The following is a 22,886-nucleotide window of genomic DNA, read 5'->3' as shown; positions in this document are numbered from 1 at the left end:
CATGCGCCGGCACGACAAGCTGTTCATCGGGGGCGAATGGGTGGCCCCAGCAGGCACCGCGACGATAGACGTCATCTCCCCGCACACCGAGGAGGTCGTCGGCCAGGTGCCCGACGGCACGCCGCAGGACGTCGACCGCGCGGTCGCGGCCGCCAGGCAGGCGTTCGACCACGGACCCTGGCCCCGGATGACGTTCGCCGAGCGGGCCGAGGTGATCGGCAGGCTGGCCGCGATCTACAACGAGCGGCAGGGCGAGATGGCCGAGCTCATCACGGAGGAGATGGGCTCGCCCATCACCTTCTCCAACCTCGCGCAGGCGCCCCAGCCGCTCGGCATGCTGCAGTTCTACGCCGAACTCGGCAAGACGTTCGAGCAAGAGGAGGAGCGGCCGGGGTTGTTCGGCCCGCTCACCGTGCGCAGGGAGCCCGTGGGCGTGGTGGCGGCCGTGGTGCCGTGGAACGTGCCGCAGTTCGTCACGATGACCAAGCTCGCGCCCGCGCTGCTGGCCGGCTGCACGGTCGTGCTCAAGCCGGCGCCGGAGACGCCGCTGGACGCGTACCTGCTGGCCGAGTGGACGGCCGAGGCCGGCGTGCCCGCGGGCGTGCTCAACATCGTGCCCGCGGGCCGCGAGACGGGCGAGCACCTGGTCTCCCACGCGGGCGTCGACAAGGTGGCCTTCACCGGCTCGACCGCGGCCGGCCGGCGCATCGCGGCCATCTGCGGCGAGCAGCTCAAACGGCTCAGCCTGGAGCTGGGCGGCAAGTCCGCCGCCATCATCCTCGACGACGCCGACCTGGCCGCGAGCATGGGCTTCCTGTCGATGGCCAGCCTCATGAACAACGGCCAGGCGTGCGTGGCCCAGACCCGCATCCTCGCCTCGCGCAACCGCTACGACGAGGTCGTGGACGCCATCGCGGGCATGGTCACCTCCCAGCCCGTCGGCGACCCCGCCGACCCGGCCACCGGCATCGGCCCGCTGGTGGCCAAGCGGCAGCAGGAGCGCGTCGAGGGCTACGTCAGGATCGGCATGGACGAGGGCGCCAAGGTCGTGGTCGGCGGCCTGGACCGGCCCTACGACCGGGGCTGGTACGTCTCACCCACCGTCTTCGCCGGCGTCTCCAACGACATGCGCATCGCCCGCGAGGAGATCTTCGGCCCGGTCCTGGCCGTCATCCCGTACGACGACGAGGCCGACGCCGTCCGCATCGCCAACGACAGCGACTACGGCCTGGCCGGCACGGTGTGGACGGCCGACGCCGACCACGGCATGGAAGTGGCCCGCCAGGTCCGCACCGGCACGTACGGCGTCAACTGCTTCATGCTGGAGACCAACGCGCCCTTCGGCGGCTACAAGGCCAGCGGCATCGGCCGCGAACTCGGCCCGGAGGGGCTCAACGGCTATCTGGAGTACAAGACCATCGCACGCCTCGGCTGACGGAGACGGAAGGAGGGCCCCGCGGCCGGCCGCGGGGCCCTCGTGATGCAGGATGTGCACCCAGCGCGCCCCCGCAACGCTAGGTGCAAACCCCGCCACTGACAGTGCATACCCCACTCCCCACGGTGATCCACCTGATGGGGGGCACTGAAAGTGCGGATTTCCCTGCCCAGGGTGATCCGTCGGTGGCGGGCCACGACGGGCGACCGCCTGACTACTGAAGTATGTCCCATGGTCACCGTCACGACGGCTTCCATCCCCAAGGACTTTCTCCCAGCGGTTTTTATCCATCCGCCCTAGGTAGACGTGTATTACTCATGAAAAGTTCGCTGAGATCCATTTGCCGATTTTGTCGATGAGTTCGGGGGTGGCGGCGGTCTCCGCGTGGCCGTACCCCGGCTCGATCCAGAGCTCCTTCGGCTCCCGCGCGCCGTCGTAGAGCTGGTGTGCGTGGTCCACGGGGAAGAACCCGTCGGCGTCACCGTGGACGATCAGCAGCGGGACCGGCGTGACGAGCCCGGCGGCCTCGTGCGGCGGCATCGGGATCGGGTTCCACGCTCCGGGGGCGATCCTGGTGCGCTTGACCAGCCGCGCCGCCAGCCGGCCGGCCCGCCGCTCGATGGCCCAGTGCACCTGCCGCATCGGCCTGGTGCCCCGGTAGTACCACCGGGCGGGGCCGCTGACCGCGACCACCGCGTCCACGCCGCGCATCAGCCCCGCATGGCGTACGGCCACCGCCGCCCCCATGGAGAAGCCCACGACCGCGACCTTGGAGTAGCCGACCACCCGGGCGTGCCTGACGGCGGCGGCCACGTCGAGGATCTCCGCGTCGCCCACGGTGGTCAGCCCGCCCGATCGGCCGTGGCCGCGGAAGTCGAAGGCCACCACGCCGCCGTAACGGCTCAGCACGTGCACGATGCGGCGCGCGGCCCGCTCACGCCACGAACCGGTGAATCCGTGCGCCACCACGATCCCGACGTCCAGGGGCCCGGACGGCGCCGGATCGGCCCCTGCCGTGGGCACTCTGGCGGGTGTGTGCGAGGCGTCGATGCGGACCCCGTCCTCGGTCCTCAGCATGACGGGGAAACTGGGCGCGAAAGGCATGGAACGAGCTTAGGTTCGCCCAGCGTCCATCCCGTGCTCGGCCGCCCATACGGCGATCTGGGCGCGCGAGTCGAAGCCCAGCTTCTCCATGATGTTGGCGACGTGCCTGGCCACGGTCGCCGGGCTGATCACCAGCTCCAGCGCGATGGCCCGGTTGCTCATCCCCCGGGTGAGCAGCCCCGCGATCTCCCGCTCCCGGCCGGTCAGCCCGTCGTAGCGCAGGCCGGCCGGCGTGGCGGGCGCCGGAGGCTCCTGCGCGGCCTGCCGGGCGGGGTCGAGCGCCCGCGCCGCCGCCTCCTCGGGCGGCTGCTCCAGGCCCTGCGCCCACAACAGCGCCACCCGGCCCTCGCCGAGCCGGGCACGGGCGCGGGCGAGCAGCTCCTGTACGCGGCCGGGCGCGCCGAACTGGCCGATGGCCTCGCGCAGCGCGGTGGCGGCCGCCGCGGCCCGCACCGCGCCCTCGACGTCGTCCTGCGCCACGGCCAGCGCGGACACCGCCATGAGAGCGCGGACGATCCCGCGCCGCTGTCCCGTCTGCATGCTCAGGTCCAGCCCGGCGGCCACGTGCTTCCTCGCGGTCGCGAAGTCGCCCAGCCCGGCAGCAACCCTGCCGATCTTGGTGTGGCAGCGGGCCAGCTCGATCCGGTTGTCCATGTCCGCGAGCAGCGGCAGCGCCGAGGTGTGGTGGGACATGGCCGCCTCCAGGTCGCCTGCGGCCTCGGCCACCGCGCCCAGATGGGTCAGCACCCTGGCCAGGGTCCAGTGGTGACCGGTCCTCCTGGCGATCGCCAGCGCCTCCTCGCCGCAGCGCTGGGCCTGGCGCAGGCGGCCGTGGAAGAGCGCCAGGTTGAGCTGCGCGACGCGGACCGTGGCCAGGTTGAACAGGTCGTCGTGCGCGGTGGCGGCGGCCTCCAGCTCGTCCAGGTAGGCCAGGGCCTCCTTGCTCTTCCCCCTGCGGAAGAACACGGTCAGCGCCACGCAGTAGTTGATGCCCAGCCAGTGCGTGTAGGGGTGCCGCTTCTGCTCCTCGACGGCCCGCACGATCAGCTCCTCCGCGCGGGCCAGCTCGTCGCCGAGCTCCAGCCCGTACGCCAGGCCGCCGTTGGCCACCGCCACCAGCTCGGGCGGCACCTCCGACAGGTCGAGCATGAGCAGCCGCTCGTGCCAGCCGACGCTCTCCCCCAGGTCGCCGCGGACGGCCTGGATCGCGAGCGCCGTGCTCGCCAGCCGCAGCCCGAGCACCGGCTGCGCGGACTCCACCGCCCGGTCGACCGCGGCGCGGCAGTCGTCGAGCAGCGACCGTCCCCTGGTGAACGCCTGCTTGATCGCCGGCCACGGCATCGGGCGGTTGAGCGAGCCGGCGTCGTAGCACTGCTCCAGCTCCTCGCAGATGACGCGCAGGTGCCGGTCACGCACATGCGCCGCCTCGCCCGACTCCTCCAGGCGCTCGGCGGCGTACTGCCTGATCGTCTCCAGCAGGCGGTAACGGCCCGCTGCGCCCGGATGGAGCACCAGCGACTTGTCGACCAGGGCGCTCAGCAGGTCGAGCAGCTCGGCGGCGGGCAGGACGGCGCCGTCCGCGCACACCCGCCCGGCCAGCCGCAGGTCGAACATCCCGGCGAAGACCGACAACCTGCGCAGCAGCACCCGCTCCTTGGGCGTGAGCAGGTCGTGGCTCCACTCGACGGTGGCGCGCAGCGTGCGCTGCCGGGCGGGGGCGGTGCGGTCGCCGGTGGTGAGCAGCCCGAACCTGTCGCCGATGCGGTCGGCGATCCGGCCGGGGCTCAGCAGGCTCGTACGCGCCGCCGCCAGCTCCAGCGCCAGCGGCAGGCCGTCGAGCGCCCGGCACAGGCGTACGACGTCGTCCATGCTGCCCGTAACCCCCCGCGCGCCCGCCGCGAGCGCCCGCTCCACGAACAGCAGCACGGACTCGGCGTCCGGATGGTGGTCGTCGGGCAGTTCGAGCGGCGGCACTCGCCACACCAGCTCGCCGGGGATGCGCAGGGGCTCGCGGCTGGTGAGCAGGAACGCCGGCTCGGGACAGGACGCGATCAGGTCGGCCACCAGCTCGGCGCACCGCTCGACCAGGTGCTCGCAGTTGTCGAGGACGATCAGCGCCCTGGCCGCGCGCAACCGCACCCGCAGGCCGTCGAGCAGGTTGCCGGGCGCCTCGTCGCGCACGCCCAGCACCTCGGCCAGCTCGTTGACGACGAGCGCGGGCCGGCTGATGCGGGCCAGTTCGACCAGCCACACGCCGTCCGCGAACCCGGGCGCCGCCCGCGCCGCCACGCGCAGCGCCAGGCGCGTCTTGCCGATGCCGCCGACGCCGCTCAGCGTGATCACGCGCTCCTCGTGGACCAGCGCGCTCAGCTCGGCCACGTCTCGCGCGCGCCCGACGAAGCGGTTGGGCTCCGCGGGAAGATTGTGCGGGACTTGCGCCATCATGTGGGGGCCCATGGGGTCGCAGGGACTGTCCGTCCCGCTCAGTCTCCACCGCTTCGGCGCTCGATGCGATCACTTTCCGTGCAGAAATCACGACGGATCGGATAGGGAGGTAGAGCGCCCAGGTCTGCGACGCACATCACGATCCGTACGCGGGTCTCGTCCGCGGCCTCCAGCGCCCGCGGCACGTCCGAGATCATCACCCTGGCCCCGCTCGCCCCGATGCGGGCCCTCAGGGTGCCGACGTCGAGGTCGGCGGGCAGCGGGCAGGCGACGCCACCGATGGCGATCACCGCGTCCGTCGCGATCATCAGGTCGGCGCCCACGGGCAGGCAGATGAGCACGGTGTCGCCCGCCCGCACGCCTCTGCGCCGCAGCTGGACGGTCGCCATGGCGCACCTCTCGTCAAGCTGCTCCTCGGTGAGCCGGAGACCGGTGCCCGGGTCCACCATGACGATGCGCTCCACCATGGGACCCACGGTAGGGAGGGCGTGTCGTGCATGCATGGGGCGGAATATGCAGATCCCTATGCAGAAGCCTTGGGGTGTTCCGCGGCCCACACCGCGATCTGCGCCCGCGAGGTGTAGCCGAGCTTCTCCATGATGTTGGCGATGTGGCGCGCCACCGTCGCGGGGCTGATCACCAGTTCCTCGGCGATGGCCCGGTTGGACAGGCCGCGGGTGAGCAGCCCGGCGACCTCCTGCTCGCGAGCGGTCAGCAGCGAGTGCCTGACGGACTCGGCCGCCACGGGGGCCCGGTCCGGGAGGCGTCCGCCGTCCAGCACGTGGCGTGCGGCGTCGTCAGGGTCCATCGCCCGGCCGCGCGACCACAGCGAGGTCGTGCGGCCCTCGCCCAGCCCGGCCCTGGCCCGGCCGAGCAGCTCCTCGATCCGCGTCGTGGCCGAGTGCTGGCCGATCGAGTCGCGCAGCGCGGCCGCCGCCGCCGCGGTCAGCACCGCGCCCGCGAGATCGCCCTCGCACTCCGCCAGCACCGACAGGCCGGCCAGGCACCGGGCCATGCCCTGGCGTCGCCCCGTCTCCGCGGCCAGCGCGCGGCTCGCCGCCAGCCGCTCCCTGGCCACGCCGAACTCGTGCGCCAGCGCCGCCACCCTGCCGATCCTGGCCAGGCAGCGCGCCAGCTCCAGGTCGCCGCCCAGCTCCCGCAACCAGCCGACGGCCATCTCGTAGTGCGACCGCGCGCTCACCAGGTCGCCGCGGGCCTCGGCCACCGACCCGAGCTGGGCGGCCGTCCGCGCCATGATCCAGCGGTGGCCGTGCTCGTACGCCCGCGCCAGCGCCTCCTCGCCGTGCCGCTGCGCCTCCCTCAGCCGGCCGCCCGCGAGGGCCACCGCCGACAACCCCGCCAGACCGGCCGCCTGGTTCCACGCGCAGCCGGACCGGGTGGCCAGCTCCAGGCACTCCTGGGCGTGCGGCAGCGCCTCGCCGGCCCTGCCCATGCGCAGGAGCACCACGACCATGACACTGTGCGCGACGCAGCGGGTGAACCCGTCGCCGGGCGCCGCCCCGGTCAGGCTCCGCCCGGCCACCTCCAGCGAACGGCCCAGCTCGTCACGCGCCTCCAGCCCGTACGCCAGGCATGCCTCCGCCCGCGCGACCTGCTCGCCGGGCACCTCCGACAGGTCGAGGGCGAGCAGCCGTTCCGTCCACGTGACGATCTCCTCCGGGTTGCCGCCGACGGGCAGCAGCGCCGTGCCGGCCGTGCACAGCCGCAGACCCGGCCCCGCCCTGCCGGACCCGGCCGCCCAGCCGAGCGCCAGCCGCTGGTCGCCGGCCAGGCTCCGGCTCGCGGCCAGCGCCTCCAGCCGGTCCTCCCAGGGCACGCCCGGCTCGACCAGCTCGGTGGCGAACAGTCGTTCCTGGACGTCGCAGAGCACGTTCAGATGCCGCTCGCGCAGCGGCTCCCGCTCGCCGGCCGTGCCGAGGCGCTCGGCGGCGTACTGCTTGATGGTCTCCAGCAGCCAGTAGCGGACGCGGCCCTCGTCGCACGACACGAGCGACTTGTCGACCAGGCCGCCGAGCAGGTCGACGATCTCGGCCTCCGCGATCGGCGGCTGCGCGCAGACCTGCTCGGCCAGGTCGAGGTCGAACGCGCCGGCGAACACGGCCAGCCTGCGCAGCAGCACCTGCTCCTTCGCGGACAGCAGGTCGTGGCTCCACTCGACGGTGGCGAGGAGCGTACGCTGCCGGGCGGGAGCCGTACGGCCGCCGGTGGTCAGCAGCGCGAACCTGTCGTCGGCGCGGTCGGCGATCTGCCCGGGGCTGAGCAGGCTCGTGCGTGCCGCGGCCAGCTCGATGGCCAGCGGCAACCCGTCGAGCGCCCGGCACAGGCGCGCCACGTCGGGCAGGCTGTCGGGGCCCAGCCTCGTGCCCGCGGCGGCGGCGCGGTCGAGGAACAACCGCACCGACTCGGCGTCGGGGCGGCCCGTGGCGGGCGGCAGGCCGAGGGGAGAGACCCGCCACACCAGCTCGCCGGCGATGCGCAGCGGCTCCCTGCTGGTCGCCATGACGCTCAGCGCCGGGCAGGCCGCGATCAGCGCCGCGACCACTTCCGCACACCGTTCGACCAGGTGCTCGCAGTTGTCGAGCAGCAGCAGGCAGGGCCGGTCGCGCAAGCGGGCGGCCACCGCGGCCACCGTGTCGAGCGGCGGGCGGCCGGGCTCCTCGGGCACGCCGAGCACCCGGGCGAGCTCCCGCTCCACGTGCTCGGGACGGCCGGCCCCGGCCAGCTCGGCCAGCCGGACGCCACCCGGGTAGAAGGAATGCAGCCCGGCGGCCACCCGCAGCGCGAGCCTGGTCTTCCCGATGCCGCCGGCGCCGCACAACGTCACGACCCGCGTCTCCCCGACGACGCGGCACAGCTCGTCGATGTCGCGTTCGCGGCCCACGAACCGGTTGGGTTCGGCGGGGAGGTTGTGCCGGGGTAGCTCGGACATGTGGTCACCCCGCGTCGCAGAAGGATCACATTCTCCGCCAGTGTCGCACTTTCCGGGGCGGGAGAACCCGTTCATGGCCTTCCCCGGCCATGGATCCAGCGCCCTGCCGGGGTCACGGGTCGAGCGAGCTGACGATCGTCCTCTCGTCGACGACGCGCAGCGACGGTTCGCGCAGCAGCCTCCTCGCGAGGTCGTAGGGGGCGACGACGACGCTGGCCTGCCGCTCCTGGGCGAGCACGCGGCAGCCGACCAGGCTCGGCTCGTGGGCGACCACGACGTGGGCGCCGCACGTCATGGCCAGGTCGATCACCCGCAGTGCCCTGAACGGATCGTTCACCGCGCTGATCAGCACGTCGTTCTCGCTGATCGCCGCCCGCGCGGCGAGCCTGCGCAGGTCGCCCGCCAGCTCTCCGTGGTCGAACACGCGCCGGCCGTCGAACGTGAGCGCCGGTCCCGCCAGCGGCCCGAACTCCACCCCACGCTCGTCGAGCAGTTCGGTGAACGGCTTGGCCCCCTCGACAGGGCGGAAGGAGTAGACCTGCTCGACCTGCGTGGCGGCGGGGTCGTAGTGGCGCTGGGTGATCAAGATGCGGGCGGAGCCGGAGGCCGCGAGCACCACGATCCCGCCCGCCCAGGCCACGGAGTGGGCCGCCACCGGCAACGTCGCCCCAGGCGGGACGTCGACGATGACCCGGTCGCCGTAGCGCAGGCCCTGGCTGCGCAGGCCCGCCGCGGCACGGGTGACCCGCTTGACGAACGTCGCGTACGACAGCACCTCACCGGTCCGGACATCGCTCACCGCCGGCCGTTCGCCCCTTGCCGGCGCCGCGGCCATCACCAGCTCTGTCCAGGTCATGCCGTTAATGTAGGGACCCCGACCAAGATTGCCATGCGCACAATTGTGCAACCGGCTATGTACGTGAGCCCCTCTCCGCCGTCCCGCTCGCGCTCGCCATCAGAGGGGATCAACTAGACTTGGTAGGTCGCGACTTCGCGCGGCCGCTTCCACGACACAGAGCGAGACCTCATCATGCCTTTGAACAGCCGCGACGACCTGCGGAACATCGCGATCATCGCGCACGTCGACCATGGCAAGACCACACTGGTCGACGCCATGCTCTGGCAGTCCGGGGCCTTCCGCGCCAACCAGGACGTCGACGACCGCGTCATGGACTCCAACGACCTCGAGCGCGAGAAGGGCATCACCATTCTCGCGAAGAACACCGCGGTCGACCACAGCGGCATGACCATCAACATCATCGACACCCCCGGCCACGCCGACTTCGGCGGCGAGGTCGAGCGCGGGCTCTCCATGGTCGACGGGGTGGTGCTGCTGGTCGACGCCTCCGAGGGGCCGCTGCCGCAGACCCGGTTCGTGCTGCGCAAGGCGCTGTCGGCGAAGATGCCGGTCATCTTGTGCATCAACAAGGTCGACCGCCCCGACGCCCGCATCAAAGAGGTCGTCGACGAGGTCTACGAACTGTTCATGGACCTCGACGCCACCGAGGAGCAGATCGACTTCCCGATCGTCTACGCCTCCGCCAAGGCGGGCAGGGCCTCCATGGAGCGCCCCGACGACGGTGCCATGCCCGACTCCGGCGACCTCGAGCCGCTGTTCGACATCATCAAGTCGACCATCCCGGCGCCGACCTACGACCCGAGCGCGCCGCTCCAGGCCCACGTCACCAACCTCGACGCCTCCTCCTACCTCGGCCGCATCGCCCTGTGCCGCGTCCACCAGGGTGTCATGCGCAAAGGCCAGCAGGTGGCCTGGTGCCGCACCGACGGCACGATCCAGCGCGTCAAGGTGACCGAACTGCTCATGACCGAGGCCCTGGAGCGCAAGCCCGCCGAGGAGGCGGGCCCCGGCGACATCATCGCCATCGCCGGCATCCCCGAGATCATGATCGGCGAGACCCTGGCCGACCCCGACGACCCGCGCCCGCTGCCGCTCATCACGGTCGACGAGCCGGCCATCTCGATGACCATCGGCACCAACACCTCGCCCCTCGTGGGCAAGGTCAAAGGCTCCAAGGTCACCGCGCGCATGGTGAAGGACCGCCTCGACAAAGAGCTGGTCGGCAACGTGTCGCTGCGCGTGCTGCCCACCGAGCGGCCCGACGCCTGGGAGGTGCAGGGCCGCGGCGAGCTGGCGCTGGCCATCCTGGTCGAGCAGATGCGCCGCGAGGGCTACGAGCTCACCGTGGGCAAGCCGCAGGTGGTCACCAAGACGATCGACGGCAAGGTGCACGAGCCCGTCGAGCGCCTCACGGTCGACTGCCCGGAAGAATACCTCGGCGCGGTGACCCAGCTCCTGGCGGTGCGCAAGGGCCGCATGGAGCACATGACCAACCACGGCACCGGCTGGATCCGCATGGAGTTCGTGGTGCCGGCGCGCGGCCTGATCGGCTTCCGCACGGAGTTCCTCACCGAGACCCGCGGCACGGGCCTGGTCCACCACGTCTTCGACTCCTACGAGCCCTGGTTCGGCGAGCTGCGCACCCGCAACAACGGCTCGCTGGTGGCCGACAGGTCCGGGCCGGTGACCGCGTTCGCGATGCTCAACCTGCAGGAGCGCGGCACGCTGTTCGTCTCGCCGACGACGGAGGTCTACGAAGGCATGATCATCGGCGAGAACTCCCGGTCGGACGACATGGACGTGAACATCACCAAGGAGAAGAAGCTCACCAACATGCGCTCCTCCACCAGCGAGGAGACGGAGAAGCTGATCCCGCCGCGCGTGCTCTCCCTGGAGCAGGCGCTGGAGTTCATCCGCGAGGACGAGTGCGTGGAGATCACTCCCGACGCCGTGCGCATCCGCAAGGTCGTGCTCGACGGCGCCACCCGCGGCCGCGCGGCGGCCCGTGCCAAGCGCGCCTGACCCGCCGCACCTGACCCGCCGCGCTCCACCCGGCGGTCGGCGGGCCGGGATCAGCGGGGCGGCAGCTCGCTGCCTCTCACGTGGGTGCAGAGCCACTCGACCAGGGGCCCGAAGTCGCGCCACGTGCGGGCCACCCGCTCGCGCACCTGCGGCGTGTGCACCCACGGCTCCGGCTCGAAGCGCATCCCCGCGTGCAGCGACCTGTGCCGCAGCAGCTCGATGCGGGGATGGCCGGCGTCGAACCCGCGCGGCCTGGTCTTGAGCCGCTCGCCGTGCAGCGTGTAACCGGCCGCCTCCAGCGAGGCGGTGATCGCCTCCAGCGGCTTGCCCGACAGGTCTTCGTCGACGGCCGCGCGGTAGCGGGCGACCTGGTCGGGGGCCTTGGTGTAGACGCCGCCCGCGGTGAACAGCCCGGCCGCGCTCAGCTCCACGTAGAGCCCGATGCCCGGCATCAGGTCCACGAACGCGCCCTGATGCGTCTTGTACGGCGACTTGTCCTTGGCGAAGCGCACGTCACGGTGGGGCCGGAAGAGCTGCGCCGGCCCGAACTCCGCGGCCAGCTCGTCGGCGAGCGCGAGCATCGGCTCTCGTACGGCCTCCTCGTAGAGCTGTTTGTGCCGGCCGAAGTAGGTCTTCGAGTTGTCCGCCTCCAGCCCCTCGTAGAACAGGAACGCCTCGTCGGGAAAGCCGCTGAACCCCATGTGGACAAGCCTGCCACGCCGAGCGGGCGCTCCGGGTCACCGCCTCGTGTACTTCCTGCCCGGCCGCGGGCTCCGGTCGCCGTACAGGTCGGAGACCGTGACGAACGTGAATCCCTTCCGCTCCAGCGCGTCGAGCAGGGCGGGCACGGCTTTCACGGTGGTGCGGTGGATGTCGTGCATCAGGATGATCGAGCCGGGCCTGGCCCGCCCGGCCCGCCTGGCCACGATCTTGGGTTGCCGGTCCCGCCAGTCGAACGTGTCGACGTTCCACAGGATCTGAGCCATGCCCGCGCGGCGTGCCTCGGCCGCCACGTGCTTGTCCGTCAGCCCGTACGGCGGCCGCATCACCCGCATCGTGACCCCGGTGAGCCGGTGCACGAGACGGCCGGTGTGCCGCAGCTCCCGGTGGAGCTCCTTGCGCGTCAGCTCCGACAGTGCCGGATGGCTCCACGAGTGGTTGCCGAGCTCGTGCCCGTCGGCCACGATGCGCTGCACGGTCCGCCCGCCGTCCGCGGCCACCATCTCCCCGACCACGAAGAACGTCGCCTTCGCGTCCCGCTGTCTCAGCAGGTCGAGCAGCCGTCCGGTGCGCTTGCCCGGCCCGTCGTCGAAGGTCAGGGCCACGCACTTGGCCCGCCCGCAGTCGACGTGGCGCGGCCAGCCGGGCTGCAGCCGGGCCAGCCGCTCGGCCAGGACGTCGGGATCGACCGGCGGCGGCCGCAGGGGCACGGTCGGGAGCTCAGGAAGTTCGGTGCGGACCACCTGGGTGGCGAAGCTCACCAGAGCCAGCAGGGCCAGCGGCAGAGCCCACCCGCGCATGCGTCCCCCCGAAACACCGCATACGGGGGGCTACGGATAGTCCTGGGCTGGTTTCCCCCGCAGTTCCCTGACCAGGTCGTCCCACCAGGGTGGGATATCGGCCTGCAGTTCCTTGAAGCGACGCGCCACGCGCATGGCACATCCGGCCGGATCCGTACCCGGATGCCGACGTTTCGCCGACCCTTCCTGCCAACGGTAAAAGCCATCCCTATAGCGCACGACCAGGCCTATCCACACCGAGATGGTCGCATCGTCACCTACGTCGTACGCGCTGGTGATGCCCAGACCGTGGAGCTCCGCCTGGAGTTTCTCCGTCGCCGCTCGGGCCTCACTCACCCGCCACCCCCTGCCGACGTTCCATACACATCAGTGATGTACCCAGACAACGGGTGTCAGCCGCTCATAAGGGATATCTCCGTCATTGATCAGGGGTCTCGCGGGGTTCGGCGACCACCATGACGAACCTGAGCCGTTCCTTGCCGTTGTTCGCGTAGCGGTGGGGGCGGTCGGCGGTGAAGAGCACCGCGTCGTCCTTGCCGATGGTGTGGCTCCTGCCGTAGACGGTGATCGTCAGCTCGCCGTCGAGCACGGTGAGCATCTCGCGGGTGCCGGGCGGATGGGCGTCGCCGTCGTGGTGCTCGCCCGGGGCCAGCCGCCAGTCCCACAACTCCAGGATCATCGGCACGTCCGCGCCCACGAGCAGGCGGGCCTCCACGTCGCCCTGCCGGAACGTGACGACGTCGGCCTTGTCGACGACGCGCACCATGGGCACGTCGGCGACCTCGACGAGTCTGGCCACGGTGACGCCCAGGGCCGAGGCGATCCTGGTGAGCGTGGAGACGCTCGGGTTGGTCCGGCCCTGCTCCACCTGGACGAGCATCCCCCTGCTCACTCCCGACCTGGCGGCCAGCGCGTCGAGCGTCAGCCCGCGGTGGGAGCGCTGGGCCCGGACGTTGTTGGCGATGGCCTGGGTGATCAGCTCGGGGTCCTCCATGAAGTGCAGTGTAGTGAAAACTTATTGCACTGTGTTGCACCTAATATGTTGTACTAAGAGTTCAGCGTGTTGGACTGAACGGAGTGCGCCATGACGGTGATCCTGGCGGCCGCCTGCGCGGTGGTCTACGGCACGGCCGACTTCTTCGGCGGCCTGGCCACCAAACGCACCCAGGTGCTCGCGGTCGTCGTGCTGTCGCAGATCGCCGGCCTGGCGCTGATCCTGGCCCTGCTGCCGCTGCTGCCCGGCGCGTTCAGCGACACGGCCCTGGCATGGGGGCTGGCCGCGGGCACGTCGGGGGCGGCCGGGATGGTGCTGTTCTACCGGGCGCTGGCCACGGGCGTCATGTCGGTGGTCGCGCCGACGACCGCGGTCACCTCGGCCGCGCTGCCCGTGGTGTTCGGGCTGGCGACCGGCGAGCGGCCGGCGTTCTGGGCGCTGGCCGGGATCGCACTGGCGCTGGGTTCGGTCCTGCTGGTCAGCCAGGACAGTTCAAAGGGCGGGCACGGATCCCTCGCCTCGGTCGCGGCGGCGCTGGCCGCGGGCGCCGGATTCGGCGGCTTCTTCATCCTGCTCTCCATGGCCTCCCACGAGTCCGGCCTGTGGCCGCTGGTCGGCGCCAGGCTCTCGTCGGTGACCATGGTCGCCCTGCTCGCCCTGGTCACCCGGCGGACGCTCACACCGCGGCCGGGGTCGCTGCACATCATCGTCGCCGCGGGCGTGCTCGATATGACGGCGAACGTGCTTTTCCTGCTGGCCCAGCAGGACGGCCTGCTCAGCCTCGTCGCCGTGCTCGTCTCGCTCTACCCCGCCAGCACCCTTCTGCTGGCCCGCCACGTGCTCGGCGAGCGGCTGCGGCCCGTCCAGCTGACCGGCGTGGCCTGCGCGCTCGGGGCGGTGGCGCTGATAGCCGTTGCACAGCATCCCTAGCCTTGCTACGTTTCGCCCGTGCGCCCTGATCGGGCACGTCCCGGTGATGAGTCGTTGAGGCACGTCGCGGTGCCGTACGGCTCGGACGAGGCGTTCGTGAGCCTCACCGTCCCCCGCGTGCGCGCGGCGCTGGACGAAGGCAGGCGGGTCCTGGTGGTCACCGGGCCGGCCAAGCTCCGTCTGCTGGCCGAGGCCCTGGGCCGCGACGCGGAGCGTGTCGACATCCGCGACTCCGTGTCCTGGTACGTTCACCCCTACCGGACCCTGGCCGCCCTGCACGACTACACGCGCGGCCACCGTACGTTCGTCGTGGGCGAGCCCGTCTGGGAGGGCAGGAGCGAGCGCGGGGTCAGGGAGCTCATCCGCTACGAGTCCGTGGTCAACGCCGCGCTTCGCGCGCGGCCGGCGATCCTGTGGTGCCCGTACGACGTCCGCCACGTGCCCGCGAGCGTGCTCGACCACACCCACCTCACCCATCCATTTCGGCTCGGCCCCGGCGGCGAGGCGCCCGGCGCGCGGTTCGTCGAGCCGTCCGACCTGGTGCTCGACTCCGATCGTGCACCCTTGCCCGAACCGGGCGGCGACGCCAAGACGTTCGAGTTCACCGCGCGCGAGCTGAAGCGGCTGCGCCGCAGCGTCGGCGAGTACGCCAAGGCTGCCGGCATGGACGGCGACCTCGTCACGTCACTCGTGCTCAGCGCGTCGGAGATCGCGGCCAACAGCATCGAGCACGGCGCCGGCCACGGCACGATCACGATGTGGGTGGAGGACGAGGAGCTGGTCTGCGAGATCGCCGACCCCGGGGGCGCGCTCCACGACCCGCTGCCCGGCTACATACCACCGGAGCTCGGATCCCCCAGGGGATACGGGCTCTGGATCAGCCGCCAGCTGTGCGATCTCGTCGAGCTACGCGCCGAGGACGGCCTGTTGCGCGTCCGCCTCCATCTCGCCATGGGGCCGTAGGCGCAGGGTGCGGTGGTGGTGGTCGCCGGGCATCTGCCGACCGGGGACCGGCGTCATTCGGCCGGGCGAGGAACTCCCTCTTGGGAGTGAGCCGGAAGATCCCCGGTGACGGCGATCCGGGCGGCCCATCGTGATCGACAGGATGGGGGCGTCCCACAGATCCCCACCACCTGGAGGCACCGCCGTGAAACGCGCCCATGTCGCCGCCGCTCTCACCCTCGCCACCCTCTTCTCCGCCGTCGTACCGGCGTCCGCGACCGCCGGTACGACACCGTCCACCGTCGCGCCGCAGGTCGAGCCAGCGGCCATCGACCGGACGGCCCTGAAGCGGAGCATCGCCGGGCTGCCCGCCACCGACGCCACCGCGGCCGAGGTCAGGGTGGGCGGCGCCAAGGGCTCGTGGCGCGGGGTCACGGGCGTGACCGACCTGCGTACCGACCGCCCGGCGAAAGAGGGCGCCCGCTTCAGGGCGGGCAGCGTGACCAAGGTCTTCACGGTCGCCGTCGTCCTGCAACTCGTCGCCGAGGGCAAGCTCTCGCTGAACGACACGGTCCAGCAGCGACTGCCCGGCCTGCTGCCGCGCGATTTCCCGGCCGTCAAGATCGGGCAGTTGCTCAACCACACCAGCGGACTGCCCTCTCCCAAGATCAGCCCCGACTTCAAGCAGGTCTACGCCACCCGGTTCAAGAAGTGGACACCGCGGGGGTACGTCCGCCAGGCCGTGAAGAACCCGATAGAGTTCACCCCCGGCACGCAGCAGCACTACGTCGACATGAACACGTTCGTCGCGGGCCTGCTCATCGAGAAGGTGACCGGCCGGTCCTACGAGCGCGAGGTGGCCAACCGGATCTTCCGCCCCCTCGGCATGCGGAACAGCTATCTGCCGGGCGACTCCGTCCGCATCCGGGGACGGCACAACCACGGCTACCAGCTCGTCCCGGAGAACTTCAAGGACGCCATGAAGTACGGCCGCCACCACGTCGTGGACATGACCGTGAGCAGTTCCACCTCCACCTGGGCCTCAGGCGACCTGATCTCCACCACGGCCGATCTGGAGAAGTTCGTCAAGGCCCTGTTCGGCGGCAAGGTGGTGCCGGCCGCGCAGCTTGAGCACATGTTCACGGTGCCGCAGGTGCCCACGTACGGCACCGGCGAGCCCGCCCTGCACACCTCGGGCATGTCCAGGCTGGAACTGCCCGGCGGCCTCGTGGTCTACGGCAAGACCGGCGCCCGCTACGGCAGCGCGGCCGGCATCGGCGCCACCCGCGACCTGAGCCGGACGGTCGTGTACGCGGTCAACTCCACCGACGCCAAGGCCGTGGCTCAGAACGAGCGCAGCATGGGCATCGTCCTCGCGGCCTTCGCCACGTGAGCAGGAGGGCAACGCCGTGACGCTGTGCTAGGCGGCGGTCTGGGCGGGGATGCGTACGGCGCCCTCTTCGCGGGCGTACTCCTCCAGCATTCCGCGCAGCTGGCGGCGGCCGCGGTGGAGGCGCGACATCACGGTGCCGATCGGCGTGCCCATGCGCTCAGCGATCTCCTTGTAGGCGAAGCCCTCGACGTCGGCCAGGTAGACGGCCACACGGAAGTCCTCGGGAAGGCTGCGCAGGGCGTTCATCACGATGTTGTCGGGGAGCCGGTCGAGCGCCTCGGTCTCGGCGGAGCGCAGCCCGGTCGAGGAGTGGGACTCGGCGGCGTGCAGCTGCCAGTCCTCGATGTCCTCGGCCGCGGACAGCTTGGGCGAGCGCTGCTTCTTGCGGTAGTCGTTGATGAAGTTGTTGGTCAGGATGCGGTGCAACCACGCCTTGAGGTTGGTGCCCTCACGGAACTGGTGGTAGGACGTGTACGCCTTCGCCACCGTCTCCTGGACCAGGTCCTCCGCGTCGGCGGTGTTGCGAGTCAGGCGCATGGCGGAGGCGAACAGCTGCGACGTCACGGGCACGACGTCCCGTTCGAACCAGTCCTGACGCTGCTCATCGGTCATAGTGATCAAATCAATCCCCCTTGCGCTATCCCCCGTTTCGGCACAAGCCGCCTGACAGCGGTTCCATCATCGCAAGCACCAGGTAAGGGGCGCGTTAGTGCGGTTCCGCCTTGGTCAGAAGGGGTCTTCGTCCATCTGCTCGCGGCGTGCGTGGTCACGTCCACGGCGGGACAAGTCTCATTATCATAACACTATCCACCCAATTTCCCAATAAGAGTGGCAAGAGTCACAGGGGATAGCGTATGGACATGAGTCTCGTCAACCGTCATGACCCTGGTGCCCGCCGCTGAGCGGCTGAGGCCGTTGTCCGGGTCGATGCCGACCGTTGTCGCCACACACATCTGCACGTCTTTCCGCTGCCCTCGGGCCGGGGTGTAAACCTCTCCTTGAAAGACGAGCCGATGCGCGTACTAGTTCACTCGGACATCGAGGTTTCTCCGTCCACGGGCCGCGCCGACGGCCGGAAGGCCAGCACGCGAACCCCGCACAACACCGGTGACCGTCCCGCTATTCCCGGACGCCCATTCCCGGACGCGGCGTCAGGCCTCGCGCGTCAGGAGGCGGGCCTCGCGGGGTCGACGGCGAAGAACTTCGCCACGTCGTCCAGCATCGCGTGCGCCCCCTGGATGCCCACGGCGCTCATCCAGGTCAGGTCGCTGACCTCGTGTTTGTCGCCCTTGAGCCTGCCCCACAGCGGGTTGTTCACGAACTTCTCCTTGGGCCCGTCGGACGACGGGTCCGGATAGGTGGCGACGAAGATCCGGTCGGCGTCCAGCTCGGCGATCCGCTCCTGGCTGACATCCACGGCGATGGCGTCCTGCGCGTCCGGCTGGCCCTGCGGCCGGGGGAACCCGACGTCCTTCATGACCACGCCGGAGTAGGAGTTCTCCACGTAGAGCCGGGTCGTCGGCTCGCCGGCGAAGCGCACGATCGAGATCGTCGGCAGCTCGCCCTCCTTCTCCTTGATCGAGGCGCCGATCGTGGCCGCGCGCTGCTCGTACTCCTTGATCCTGGTGTCGGCGAGCGTCTCCTTGCCCAGGGCCCGGCCCATGAGCCGGAGGTTGTCCTTCCAGATGGCCCCGGTGGTCTCACTGAAGACGGTGGGCGCGATCTTCGAGAGTTTGTCGTACAGGGCCTCGTGGCGGACCTTGGCCGAGACGATCAGGTCGGGCTTGAGCGCGATGATCTTCTCCAGGCTCGGCTGCTCCAGCGTCCCGACCGGGGCGGACTCCTTGCCGTACCGCTCGGCGACGGCCCCGAGATAGCCGGGCAGCTCGGTGTCGATCGAGCGGTAGGTGGTGTAGCCCACCACCGGCGTCCCCAGGGTGAGCACCGCGTCGACGAAGCTCTGGTCAAGCGCCACGACCCGCTTCGGCGGCTCCGGGATCACCGTCGTGCCCATGACGTGCTCGACGGTCCTGAAGGGGGCGTTCGGCGAGGCGGCGGGCTCGGCCGAACCGCAGGCGGCCAGCCCCATGGCGAGGACAGCACAGACCAGCACGCGCAACGGTCTCATGGGCACCCTTTCTGTAATGGTAAGGCAAACCTAATTAAGGTTAGCCCAGCCTAAGCTGGCATACTGCACCGGGATCCGGCGAACATCGAGGAGGGCACGGGTGAGCGCAACGGCCGTCGCCCCCCGGATCCGTGGGGTCCGTCACCGGCGGCTCACGGTCCTGGTCGCGCTGCTCGCCGCCGTGCTCGTGGCCGTGGTGCTGAGCGTCACCATCGGCTCCAAGCCCGTGCCGCTCACCGACGCCTGGCACGCGCTCACCGCGCCCACCGGCACCGAGAACGACATCGTCATCCGCGCGCTGCGTGTCCCCAGGACGGTCCTCGGCGTGCTCGCGGGGGTCGCGCTCGGCGTGGCCGGCGCGCTCATGCAGGGCCACACGCGCAACCCCCTCGCCGACCCCGGCCTGCTCGGGGTCACGCAAGGAGCGGCGTTCGCGATGGTGTCCTCGATCATCCTGCTCGGGGTCTCCAGCCTGCTCGGTTACATCTGGTTCGGCCTGGCAGGAGCGCTGGTGGCGAGCGTCGCGGTGTTCGCGCTCGGCATGACGGGCGGCAAGGGCAGCCCGACCCCGGTCACGCTGGCGCTCGCCGGCACCGCCGTGAGCGCCTTCCTGTACGCGCTGACCTCGGCCATCGTGCTGCTCGACGAGCAGGCGATGGACGTCTTCCGCTTCTGGCAGGCGGGCTCGATCGCGGCAAGGGGCGCCGACGTCGTCTGGCAGGTGCTGCCGTTCATCCTGGCGGGCCTCGTGCTGGCCGCGGTCAACGCCCCCGGGCTCAACGCCCTCTCGCTCGGCGAGGACGTCGCGAGGAGCCTCGGCCAGAACATCCCCGTGACCCGCGCCGTCGGCGTCGCCGCCGTCACCCTGCTGTCGGGCGCGTCCGTGGCCGCCTGCGGCTCTCTGGCGTTCGTCGGGCTCATCGTCCCCCACATGACGCGCCCGCTGTCGGGCACCGACCACCGGTGGCTGCTGCCCTATTCCGGCCTCGTCGGCGCGGCGCTGCTGCTGCTCGCCGACGTGGTCGGCCGCGTGGTGGCGCCGCCGGGAGAGCTGGAGGTCGGCGTGGTCCTCGCGCTGCTGGGGGCGCCGTTCTTCGTCGCCCTCGTACGCCGCAGGAAGCCGGTGCGTCTGTGACCACGCTCCCCCTCCGCGTCGGCGGCCTGTCCTGGCAGGTACGCCCGCGCGCCGTCGTGCTCACCCTGACGGGGCTGGTGCTGCTCGTCCTGCTCATGGCGCTCAACATGCGCATCGGCGACCTCGAGATGAGCCTCGCCGACGTGGTCACCGGCACGTTCGACGCCGGCAGCCCCGGCCACTTCGTCATCATGGAGCTGCGCCTGCCGCGCGCGCTGACCGGGGCTCTCGTCGGCGCCGCGCTCGCGCTGTCCGGGGCGATCATCCAGTCCATCGCCCGCAACCCGCTGGCCAGCCCCGAGATCCTCGGCGTCACCACCGGCGCCTCCGTGACGGTCGTGGCCGGCGTGGTGGCCAGCGGCAGCGTCTACGGCGGCGTCAGCGGCCTGCTGTCCACCCTCGGCATCCCCGCGCTCGCCCTGCTCGGTGGTCTGCTCGGCGCCGCCGTCGTCTACGGCCTGGCGTGGCGGCGCGGCCTCGACGGCTACCGCCTGGTGCTGGTCGGCATCGGCGTGGCCGCGGTGTTCACCAACGTCAAGTTCTGGCTGCTCACGGTCGGCGACGTCAACGACACCAGCCGCGCCATGATCTGGATCAGCGGCTCGCTCAACGGCCGCGGCTGGGAGCACGTGACGCCCACGGCGCTGGCCCTGGCCGTGCTGGTGCCGCTGACCCTGCTCGGCACCCGCTTACTCGACGCCCTGCGCTTCGGCGACGACACGGTCACCGCCCTCGGCGTGCGCATGAACCCGGCCCGCGCCCTGCTGATCCTCGCGGCCGTGCTGCTGGCCGCCGTGGCCACCGCGTCGGCCGGCCCGATCGCGTTCGTGGCGCTCGCCTCGCCCCAGATCGCGCTCAGGCTCGTCCGGGCGGGCCGGCCGCCGCTGGTGTGCTCGGCGGTGATCGGCGGCGTGCTCACCACGGGCGCCGACCTGATCGCCCGCACCGCGTTCTCCCCGCTCGAACTGCCCGTCGGCATCGTCACCGCCGTCCTGGGCGCGCCCTACCTGATCCACCTGATCTGGAGGTCACGCAAGTGAGACTGCAGGCCGCCGGCGTCAAGCTCGGGTACGGCGAGCGCGTCGTCGTCGACGGGCTCGACCTCGGCATCGAGGCGGGCACCGCGACCACCATCATCGGCCCGAACGGCTGCGGCAAGTCCACCCTGCTGCGCGCGCTCGGCCGCCTGCTCAAGCCGCAGGGCGGCGAGGTGCTGCTCGACGGCAAACGCATCGACAAGATCCCCACGCGCGAGGTCGCCAAGATCCTCGGCGTGCTGCCGCAGGCGCCCGTCGCCCCCGAGGGGCTGACCGTGGCCGACCTGGTGGCGAGGGGCCGGCATCCCCACCAGACGTGGTACCGCCAGTGGTCCTCCGACGACGAGGGCGCGGTCACCGAGGCCCTCGACATGACGGGCCTGGCCGACCTGGCCGAACGGCCGCTGGACGAGCTGTCGGGCGGGCAGCGGCAGCGGGCGTGGATCTCCATGGCCCTGGCCCAGGGCACCGACCTGCTGCTGCTCGACGAGCCCACGACCTTCCTCGACCTCGCCCACCAGGTCGAGGTCCTGGAGCTCGTACGCCGCCTCCACCGGCAGGCCGGGCGCACGGTCGTCATGGTCCTGCACGACCTCAACCTGGCCGCCCGCTACGCCGACCGGCTGGTGGCCATGCGCGCCGGGCGGGTGATCTCCTCGGGCACCCCGCACGAGGTGCTGACCGAGGAACTGCTGGGCGAGGTGTTCGAGCTGGACGCCAAGGTCATCGAGGATCCGGTGGCCGGCACTCCCCTGGTGGTTCCGATCGGCCCCCGTACGCCTCCCGCAGGGACGACAGCCTGAGCCGGCCGAGCGGCGTGTTCGCCATGACGGCGGCGATGACCAGCCAGCCGACCCCCGCGGCCACCATCAACGCGTACGCGTTGCGCACCTCCTGCTCGAACACGCCCGTGGCCAGCGACGCGAGCGGGATGGACAGGAAGGCGATCATCCTGGCCGTGCCGAGCACCCGTCCCAGCAGATGGTCGGGGATGAGCAGCTGGCGCACGGTCGCGACGGCCACGATCGACGTACCGGCGGCGGCGAACTGCCCCATCCAGGCGAGCCCGATCAGCACGGGGCCACGCGCCACGATCATGACCAGCATCGACAGGCCGCCCGCGACGACGGCCCAGCAGATCACCGGCCCCGGCGGATACCTGCGCAGCAACCGGCTGCCGAGCAGCGCCCCGAGCACCGCGCCCGCCCCCTGGAAGGCGTAGACGACGCCGATCTCCTCCGCGGTGAACCCGTGGTAGGAGCTGAGGTAGTAGACGAGCCCCGCCAGCAGCAGCCAGACCGCGAAGTTGCACGCCGCGGTCACGAGCGCGGTGGTCAGCACCACCTTGTCGCCGCGGAACAGGAAGCCGATGCCCTCCTGCATGTCCGCGAGCATCGAGCGGCCCATCAGGCCTGCGCGGCTCGTCACCACGCCCCGAGCCACCCTGACGGGCACGATCAGCAGCGCCGACAGCAGGAACGTGCCCGCGTCCACGTAGATGGCGGCCTGGTGGCCGAGGCCCACGACGAGCGCGCCGCCGGCCACGGGGCCGATCATGTTCACCGCGTGCTCGCCCATGTGGATCCGCGCGTTCGCCTGTGGCAGCCGCTCCACCGGGACCAGCGAGGGCACGATCGAGCGGAACGCGGGCTGGTAGAGGGGATCGACGCAGGCCAGCAGGAACGCCAGCGCGTAGATCGGCCAGAGCTGGCGTACGCCGGCCGTCACGATGACCGCGAGCAGCACGGTGGCCGACGCGGCGGCCAGGTCGCCGAGCACGAGCAGGCGCCGCCGGTCCACCCGGTCCGCGAGCACCCCGCCGAGCATGCCCAACGCGACGTAAGGGAGGTATTCCAGGGCGTACACGAGCCCGGTGCCGAGCGCGGAGCCCGTCAGGTCGTAGACCAGGAGCGGGAGGGCCAGCCGGTAGATCCAGGTGCCGAGCGAGGAGGCGAGGAAAGCGCTGAGCAGGAGCCAGTAGCGCCGTCCCAT

At 71.4% G+C, this 22,886-nt stretch carries 20 protein-coding genes; 8 read left to right on the top strand and 12 right to left on the bottom strand.

Translation table 11 applies throughout. The features are described from left to right. The first annotated feature begins 1 nt into the window (after nt 1). Nucleotides 2-1,435 (top strand): aldehyde dehydrogenase, encoded by a 1,434-nt coding sequence (locus E1295_RS03020; RefSeq protein WP_132628086.1) that lies wholly within the window; start codon nt 2-4, stop codon nt 1,433-1,435. A gap of 315 nt (nt 1,436-1,750) precedes the next feature. On the opposite strand, the gene E1295_RS03015 is transcribed toward E1295_RS03020, so the two are convergent. The 5 genes from E1295_RS03015 to E1295_RS02995 form a co-directional block, all read right to left on the bottom strand. After that, on the bottom strand, nt 1,751-2,539 hold the full coding sequence (locus E1295_RS03015; RefSeq protein ID WP_246079799.1) for an alpha/beta hydrolase: 789 nt from the start codon (nt 2,537-2,539) through the stop codon (nt 1,751-1,753). Nucleotides 2,540-2,548: 9 nt separating this feature from the next. Then, a complete protein-coding gene (locus tag E1295_RS03010; protein WP_132628085.1) occupies nt 2,549-4,984 on the bottom strand; it encodes a LuxR C-terminal-related transcriptional regulator in 2,436 nt (811 codons plus the stop codon). Between the two features lie 38 nt (nt 4,985-5,022). Further along, on the bottom strand, nt 5,023-5,451 hold the full coding sequence (locus E1295_RS03005) for an AMP-binding protein (RefSeq protein ID WP_166427048.1): 429 nt from the start codon (nt 5,449-5,451) through the stop codon (nt 5,023-5,025). A gap of 56 nt (nt 5,452-5,507) precedes the next feature. Beyond that, the gene (locus tag E1295_RS03000) at nt 5,508-7,934 is read right to left on the bottom strand and encodes a LuxR C-terminal-related transcriptional regulator (RefSeq protein WP_132628083.1); all 2,427 of its coding nucleotides are present in this window, start codon (nt 7,932-7,934) and stop codon (nt 5,508-5,510) included. A 112-nt stretch (nt 7,935-8,046) separates the two neighbouring features. Further along, entirely contained in the window at nt 8,047-8,790 is a 744-nt protein-coding gene (locus tag E1295_RS02995; protein WP_132628082.1) for an AMP-binding protein, read from the bottom strand. A 174-nt stretch (nt 8,791-8,964) separates the two neighbouring features. Here E1295_RS02995 and typA point away from each other — a divergent pair, with 174 nt between their 5' ends. Next, nucleotides 8,965-10,815 carry a translational GTPase TypA gene (gene typA, locus E1295_RS02990; protein WP_132628081.1) on the top strand — a complete coding sequence of 617 codons (1,851 nt, stop codon included), beginning with the start codon at nt 8,965-8,967 and terminating at the stop codon, nt 10,813-10,815. Between the two features lie 50 nt (nt 10,816-10,865). Here the strand turns inward: typA and E1295_RS02985 are convergent, their stop codons facing one another. The 4 genes from E1295_RS02985 to E1295_RS02970 form a co-directional block, all read right to left on the bottom strand. Continuing rightward, the gene (locus E1295_RS02985; RefSeq protein ID WP_132628080.1) at nt 10,866-11,516 is read right to left on the bottom strand and encodes a DUF2461 domain-containing protein; all 651 of its coding nucleotides are present in this window, start codon (nt 11,514-11,516) and stop codon (nt 10,866-10,868) included. A gap of 36 nt (nt 11,517-11,552) precedes the next feature. Next, nucleotides 11,553-12,335 (bottom strand): polysaccharide deacetylase family protein, encoded by a 783-nt coding sequence (locus E1295_RS02980; RefSeq protein WP_132628079.1) that lies wholly within the window; start codon nt 12,333-12,335, stop codon nt 11,553-11,555. A gap of 30 nt (nt 12,336-12,365) precedes the next feature. Next, a complete protein-coding gene (locus tag E1295_RS02975) occupies nt 12,366-12,671 on the bottom strand; it encodes a hypothetical protein (protein WP_132628078.1) in 306 nt (101 codons plus the stop codon). Nucleotides 12,672-12,753: 82 nt separating this feature from the next. Then, a complete protein-coding gene (locus E1295_RS02970; RefSeq protein ID WP_132628077.1) occupies nt 12,754-13,329 on the bottom strand; it encodes a helix-turn-helix domain-containing protein in 576 nt (191 codons plus the stop codon). Between the two features lie 90 nt (nt 13,330-13,419). Between E1295_RS02970 and E1295_RS02965 the strand changes: the two genes are divergently transcribed. From E1295_RS02965 to E1295_RS02955, 3 genes are all read left to right on the top strand, one after another. Next, nucleotides 13,420-14,259 (top strand): DMT family transporter, encoded by an 840-nt coding sequence (locus tag E1295_RS02965; RefSeq protein WP_132628076.1) that lies wholly within the window; start codon nt 13,420-13,422, stop codon nt 14,257-14,259. 18 nt (nt 14,260-14,277) lie between these two features. Continuing rightward, nucleotides 14,278-15,222, top strand: a complete 945-nt coding sequence (locus tag E1295_RS02960) for a sensor histidine kinase (RefSeq protein ID WP_132628075.1) — start codon at nt 14,278-14,280, stop codon at nt 15,220-15,222. A 184-nt stretch (nt 15,223-15,406) separates the two neighbouring features. Next, entirely contained in the window at nt 15,407-16,594 is a 1,188-nt protein-coding gene (locus tag E1295_RS02955) for a serine hydrolase domain-containing protein (RefSeq protein ID WP_132628074.1), read from the top strand. A gap of 27 nt (nt 16,595-16,621) precedes the next feature. Here E1295_RS02955 and E1295_RS02950 read toward each other — a convergent pair whose 3' ends face one another. After that, nucleotides 16,622-17,206 (bottom strand): sigma-70 family RNA polymerase sigma factor, encoded by a 585-nt coding sequence (locus E1295_RS02950; protein ID WP_132628073.1) that lies wholly within the window; start codon nt 17,204-17,206, stop codon nt 16,622-16,624. Between the two features lie 553 nt (nt 17,207-17,759). Continuing rightward, nucleotides 17,760-18,722, bottom strand: coding sequence for an ABC transporter substrate-binding protein (locus E1295_RS02940; protein ID WP_132628072.1), 963 nt, complete (start codon nt 18,720-18,722; stop codon nt 17,760-17,762). Nucleotides 18,723-18,822: 100 nt separating this feature from the next. On the opposite strand from E1295_RS02940, the gene E1295_RS02935 reads away from it, so the two are divergent. From E1295_RS02935 to E1295_RS02925, 3 genes are read left to right on the top strand one after another with little or no spacing between them, the layout of a single operon-like run. Then, nucleotides 18,823-19,857: a FecCD family ABC transporter permease gene (locus E1295_RS02935; RefSeq protein WP_132628071.1), complete on the top strand. Its 1,035-nt coding sequence runs from the start codon at nt 18,823-18,825 to the stop codon at nt 19,855-19,857. Continuing rightward, complete coding sequence (locus E1295_RS02930; protein WP_246079798.1) at nt 19,854-20,897, top strand: FecCD family ABC transporter permease; 1,044 nt, start codon at nt 19,854-19,856, stop codon at nt 20,895-20,897. The genes E1295_RS02935 and E1295_RS02930 overlap by 4 nt, the downstream gene beginning before the upstream one ends. Further along, nucleotides 20,894-21,697 (top strand): ABC transporter ATP-binding protein, encoded by an 804-nt coding sequence (locus E1295_RS02925; protein ID WP_181957946.1) that lies wholly within the window; start codon nt 20,894-20,896, stop codon nt 21,695-21,697. Before E1295_RS02930 ends, E1295_RS02925 begins: the two co-directional genes overlap by 4 nt. On the opposite strand, the gene E1295_RS02920 is transcribed toward E1295_RS02925, so the two are convergent. Then, entirely contained in the window at nt 21,618-22,886 is a 1,269-nt protein-coding gene (locus E1295_RS02920; RefSeq protein WP_132628070.1) for an MFS transporter, read from the bottom strand. The genes E1295_RS02925 and E1295_RS02920 overlap by 80 nt on opposite strands.

This window comes from Nonomuraea mesophila, assembly GCF_004352805.1.
Classification (GTDB): domain Bacteria; phylum Actinomycetota; class Actinomycetes; order Streptosporangiales; family Streptosporangiaceae; genus Nonomuraea; species Nonomuraea longispora.
Note: the sequence above shows the minus strand (reverse complement) of the source record. Positions and strands in the feature narration are given on the sequence as shown.

What these genes read in the sequence shown, in the direction of transcription:
- E1295_RS03020 (WP_132628086.1), top strand. Translation starts at nt 2, where the DNA reads ATGCGCCGGCACGACAAGCTGTTCATCGGGGGCGAATGGGTGGCCCCA.
- E1295_RS03015 (WP_246079799.1), bottom strand. Translation starts at nt 2,539, where the DNA reads ATGCCTTTCGCGCCCAGTTTCCCCGTCATGCTGAGGACCGAGGACGGG.
- E1295_RS03010 (WP_132628085.1), bottom strand. Translation starts at nt 4,984, where the DNA reads ATGATGGCGCAAGTCCCGCACAATCTTCCCGCGGAGCCCAACCGCTTC.
- E1295_RS03005 (WP_166427048.1), bottom strand. Translation starts at nt 5,451, where the DNA reads ATGGTGGAGCGCATCGTCATGGTGGACCCGGGCACCGGTCTCCGGCTC.
- E1295_RS03000 (WP_132628083.1), bottom strand. Translation starts at nt 7,934, where the DNA reads ATGTCCGAGCTACCCCGGCACAACCTCCCCGCCGAACCCAACCGGTTC.
- E1295_RS02995 (WP_132628082.1), bottom strand. Translation starts at nt 8,790, where the DNA reads ATGACCTGGACAGAGCTGGTGATGGCCGCGGCGCCGGCAAGGGGCGAA.
- typA (WP_132628081.1), top strand. Translation starts at nt 8,965, where the DNA reads ATGCCTTTGAACAGCCGCGACGACCTGCGGAACATCGCGATCATCGCG.
- E1295_RS02985 (WP_132628080.1), bottom strand. Translation starts at nt 11,516, where the DNA reads ATGGGGTTCAGCGGCTTTCCCGACGAGGCGTTCCTGTTCTACGAGGGG.
- E1295_RS02980 (WP_132628079.1), bottom strand. Translation starts at nt 12,335, where the DNA reads ATGCGCGGGTGGGCTCTGCCGCTGGCCCTGCTGGCTCTGGTGAGCTTC.
- E1295_RS02970 (WP_132628077.1), bottom strand. Translation starts at nt 13,329, where the DNA reads ATGGAGGACCCCGAGCTGATCACCCAGGCCATCGCCAACAACGTCCGG.
- E1295_RS02965 (WP_132628076.1), top strand. Translation starts at nt 13,420, where the DNA reads ATGACGGTGATCCTGGCGGCCGCCTGCGCGGTGGTCTACGGCACGGCC.
- E1295_RS02950 (WP_132628073.1), bottom strand. Translation starts at nt 17,206, where the DNA reads ATGACCGATGAGCAGCGTCAGGACTGGTTCGAACGGGACGTCGTGCCC.
- E1295_RS02940 (WP_132628072.1), bottom strand. Translation starts at nt 18,722, where the DNA reads ATGAGACCGTTGCGCGTGCTGGTCTGTGCTGTCCTCGCCATGGGGCTG.
- E1295_RS02920 (WP_132628070.1), bottom strand. Translation starts at nt 22,886, where the DNA reads ATGGGACGGCGCTACTGGCTCCTGCTCAGCGCTTTCCTCGCCTCCTCG.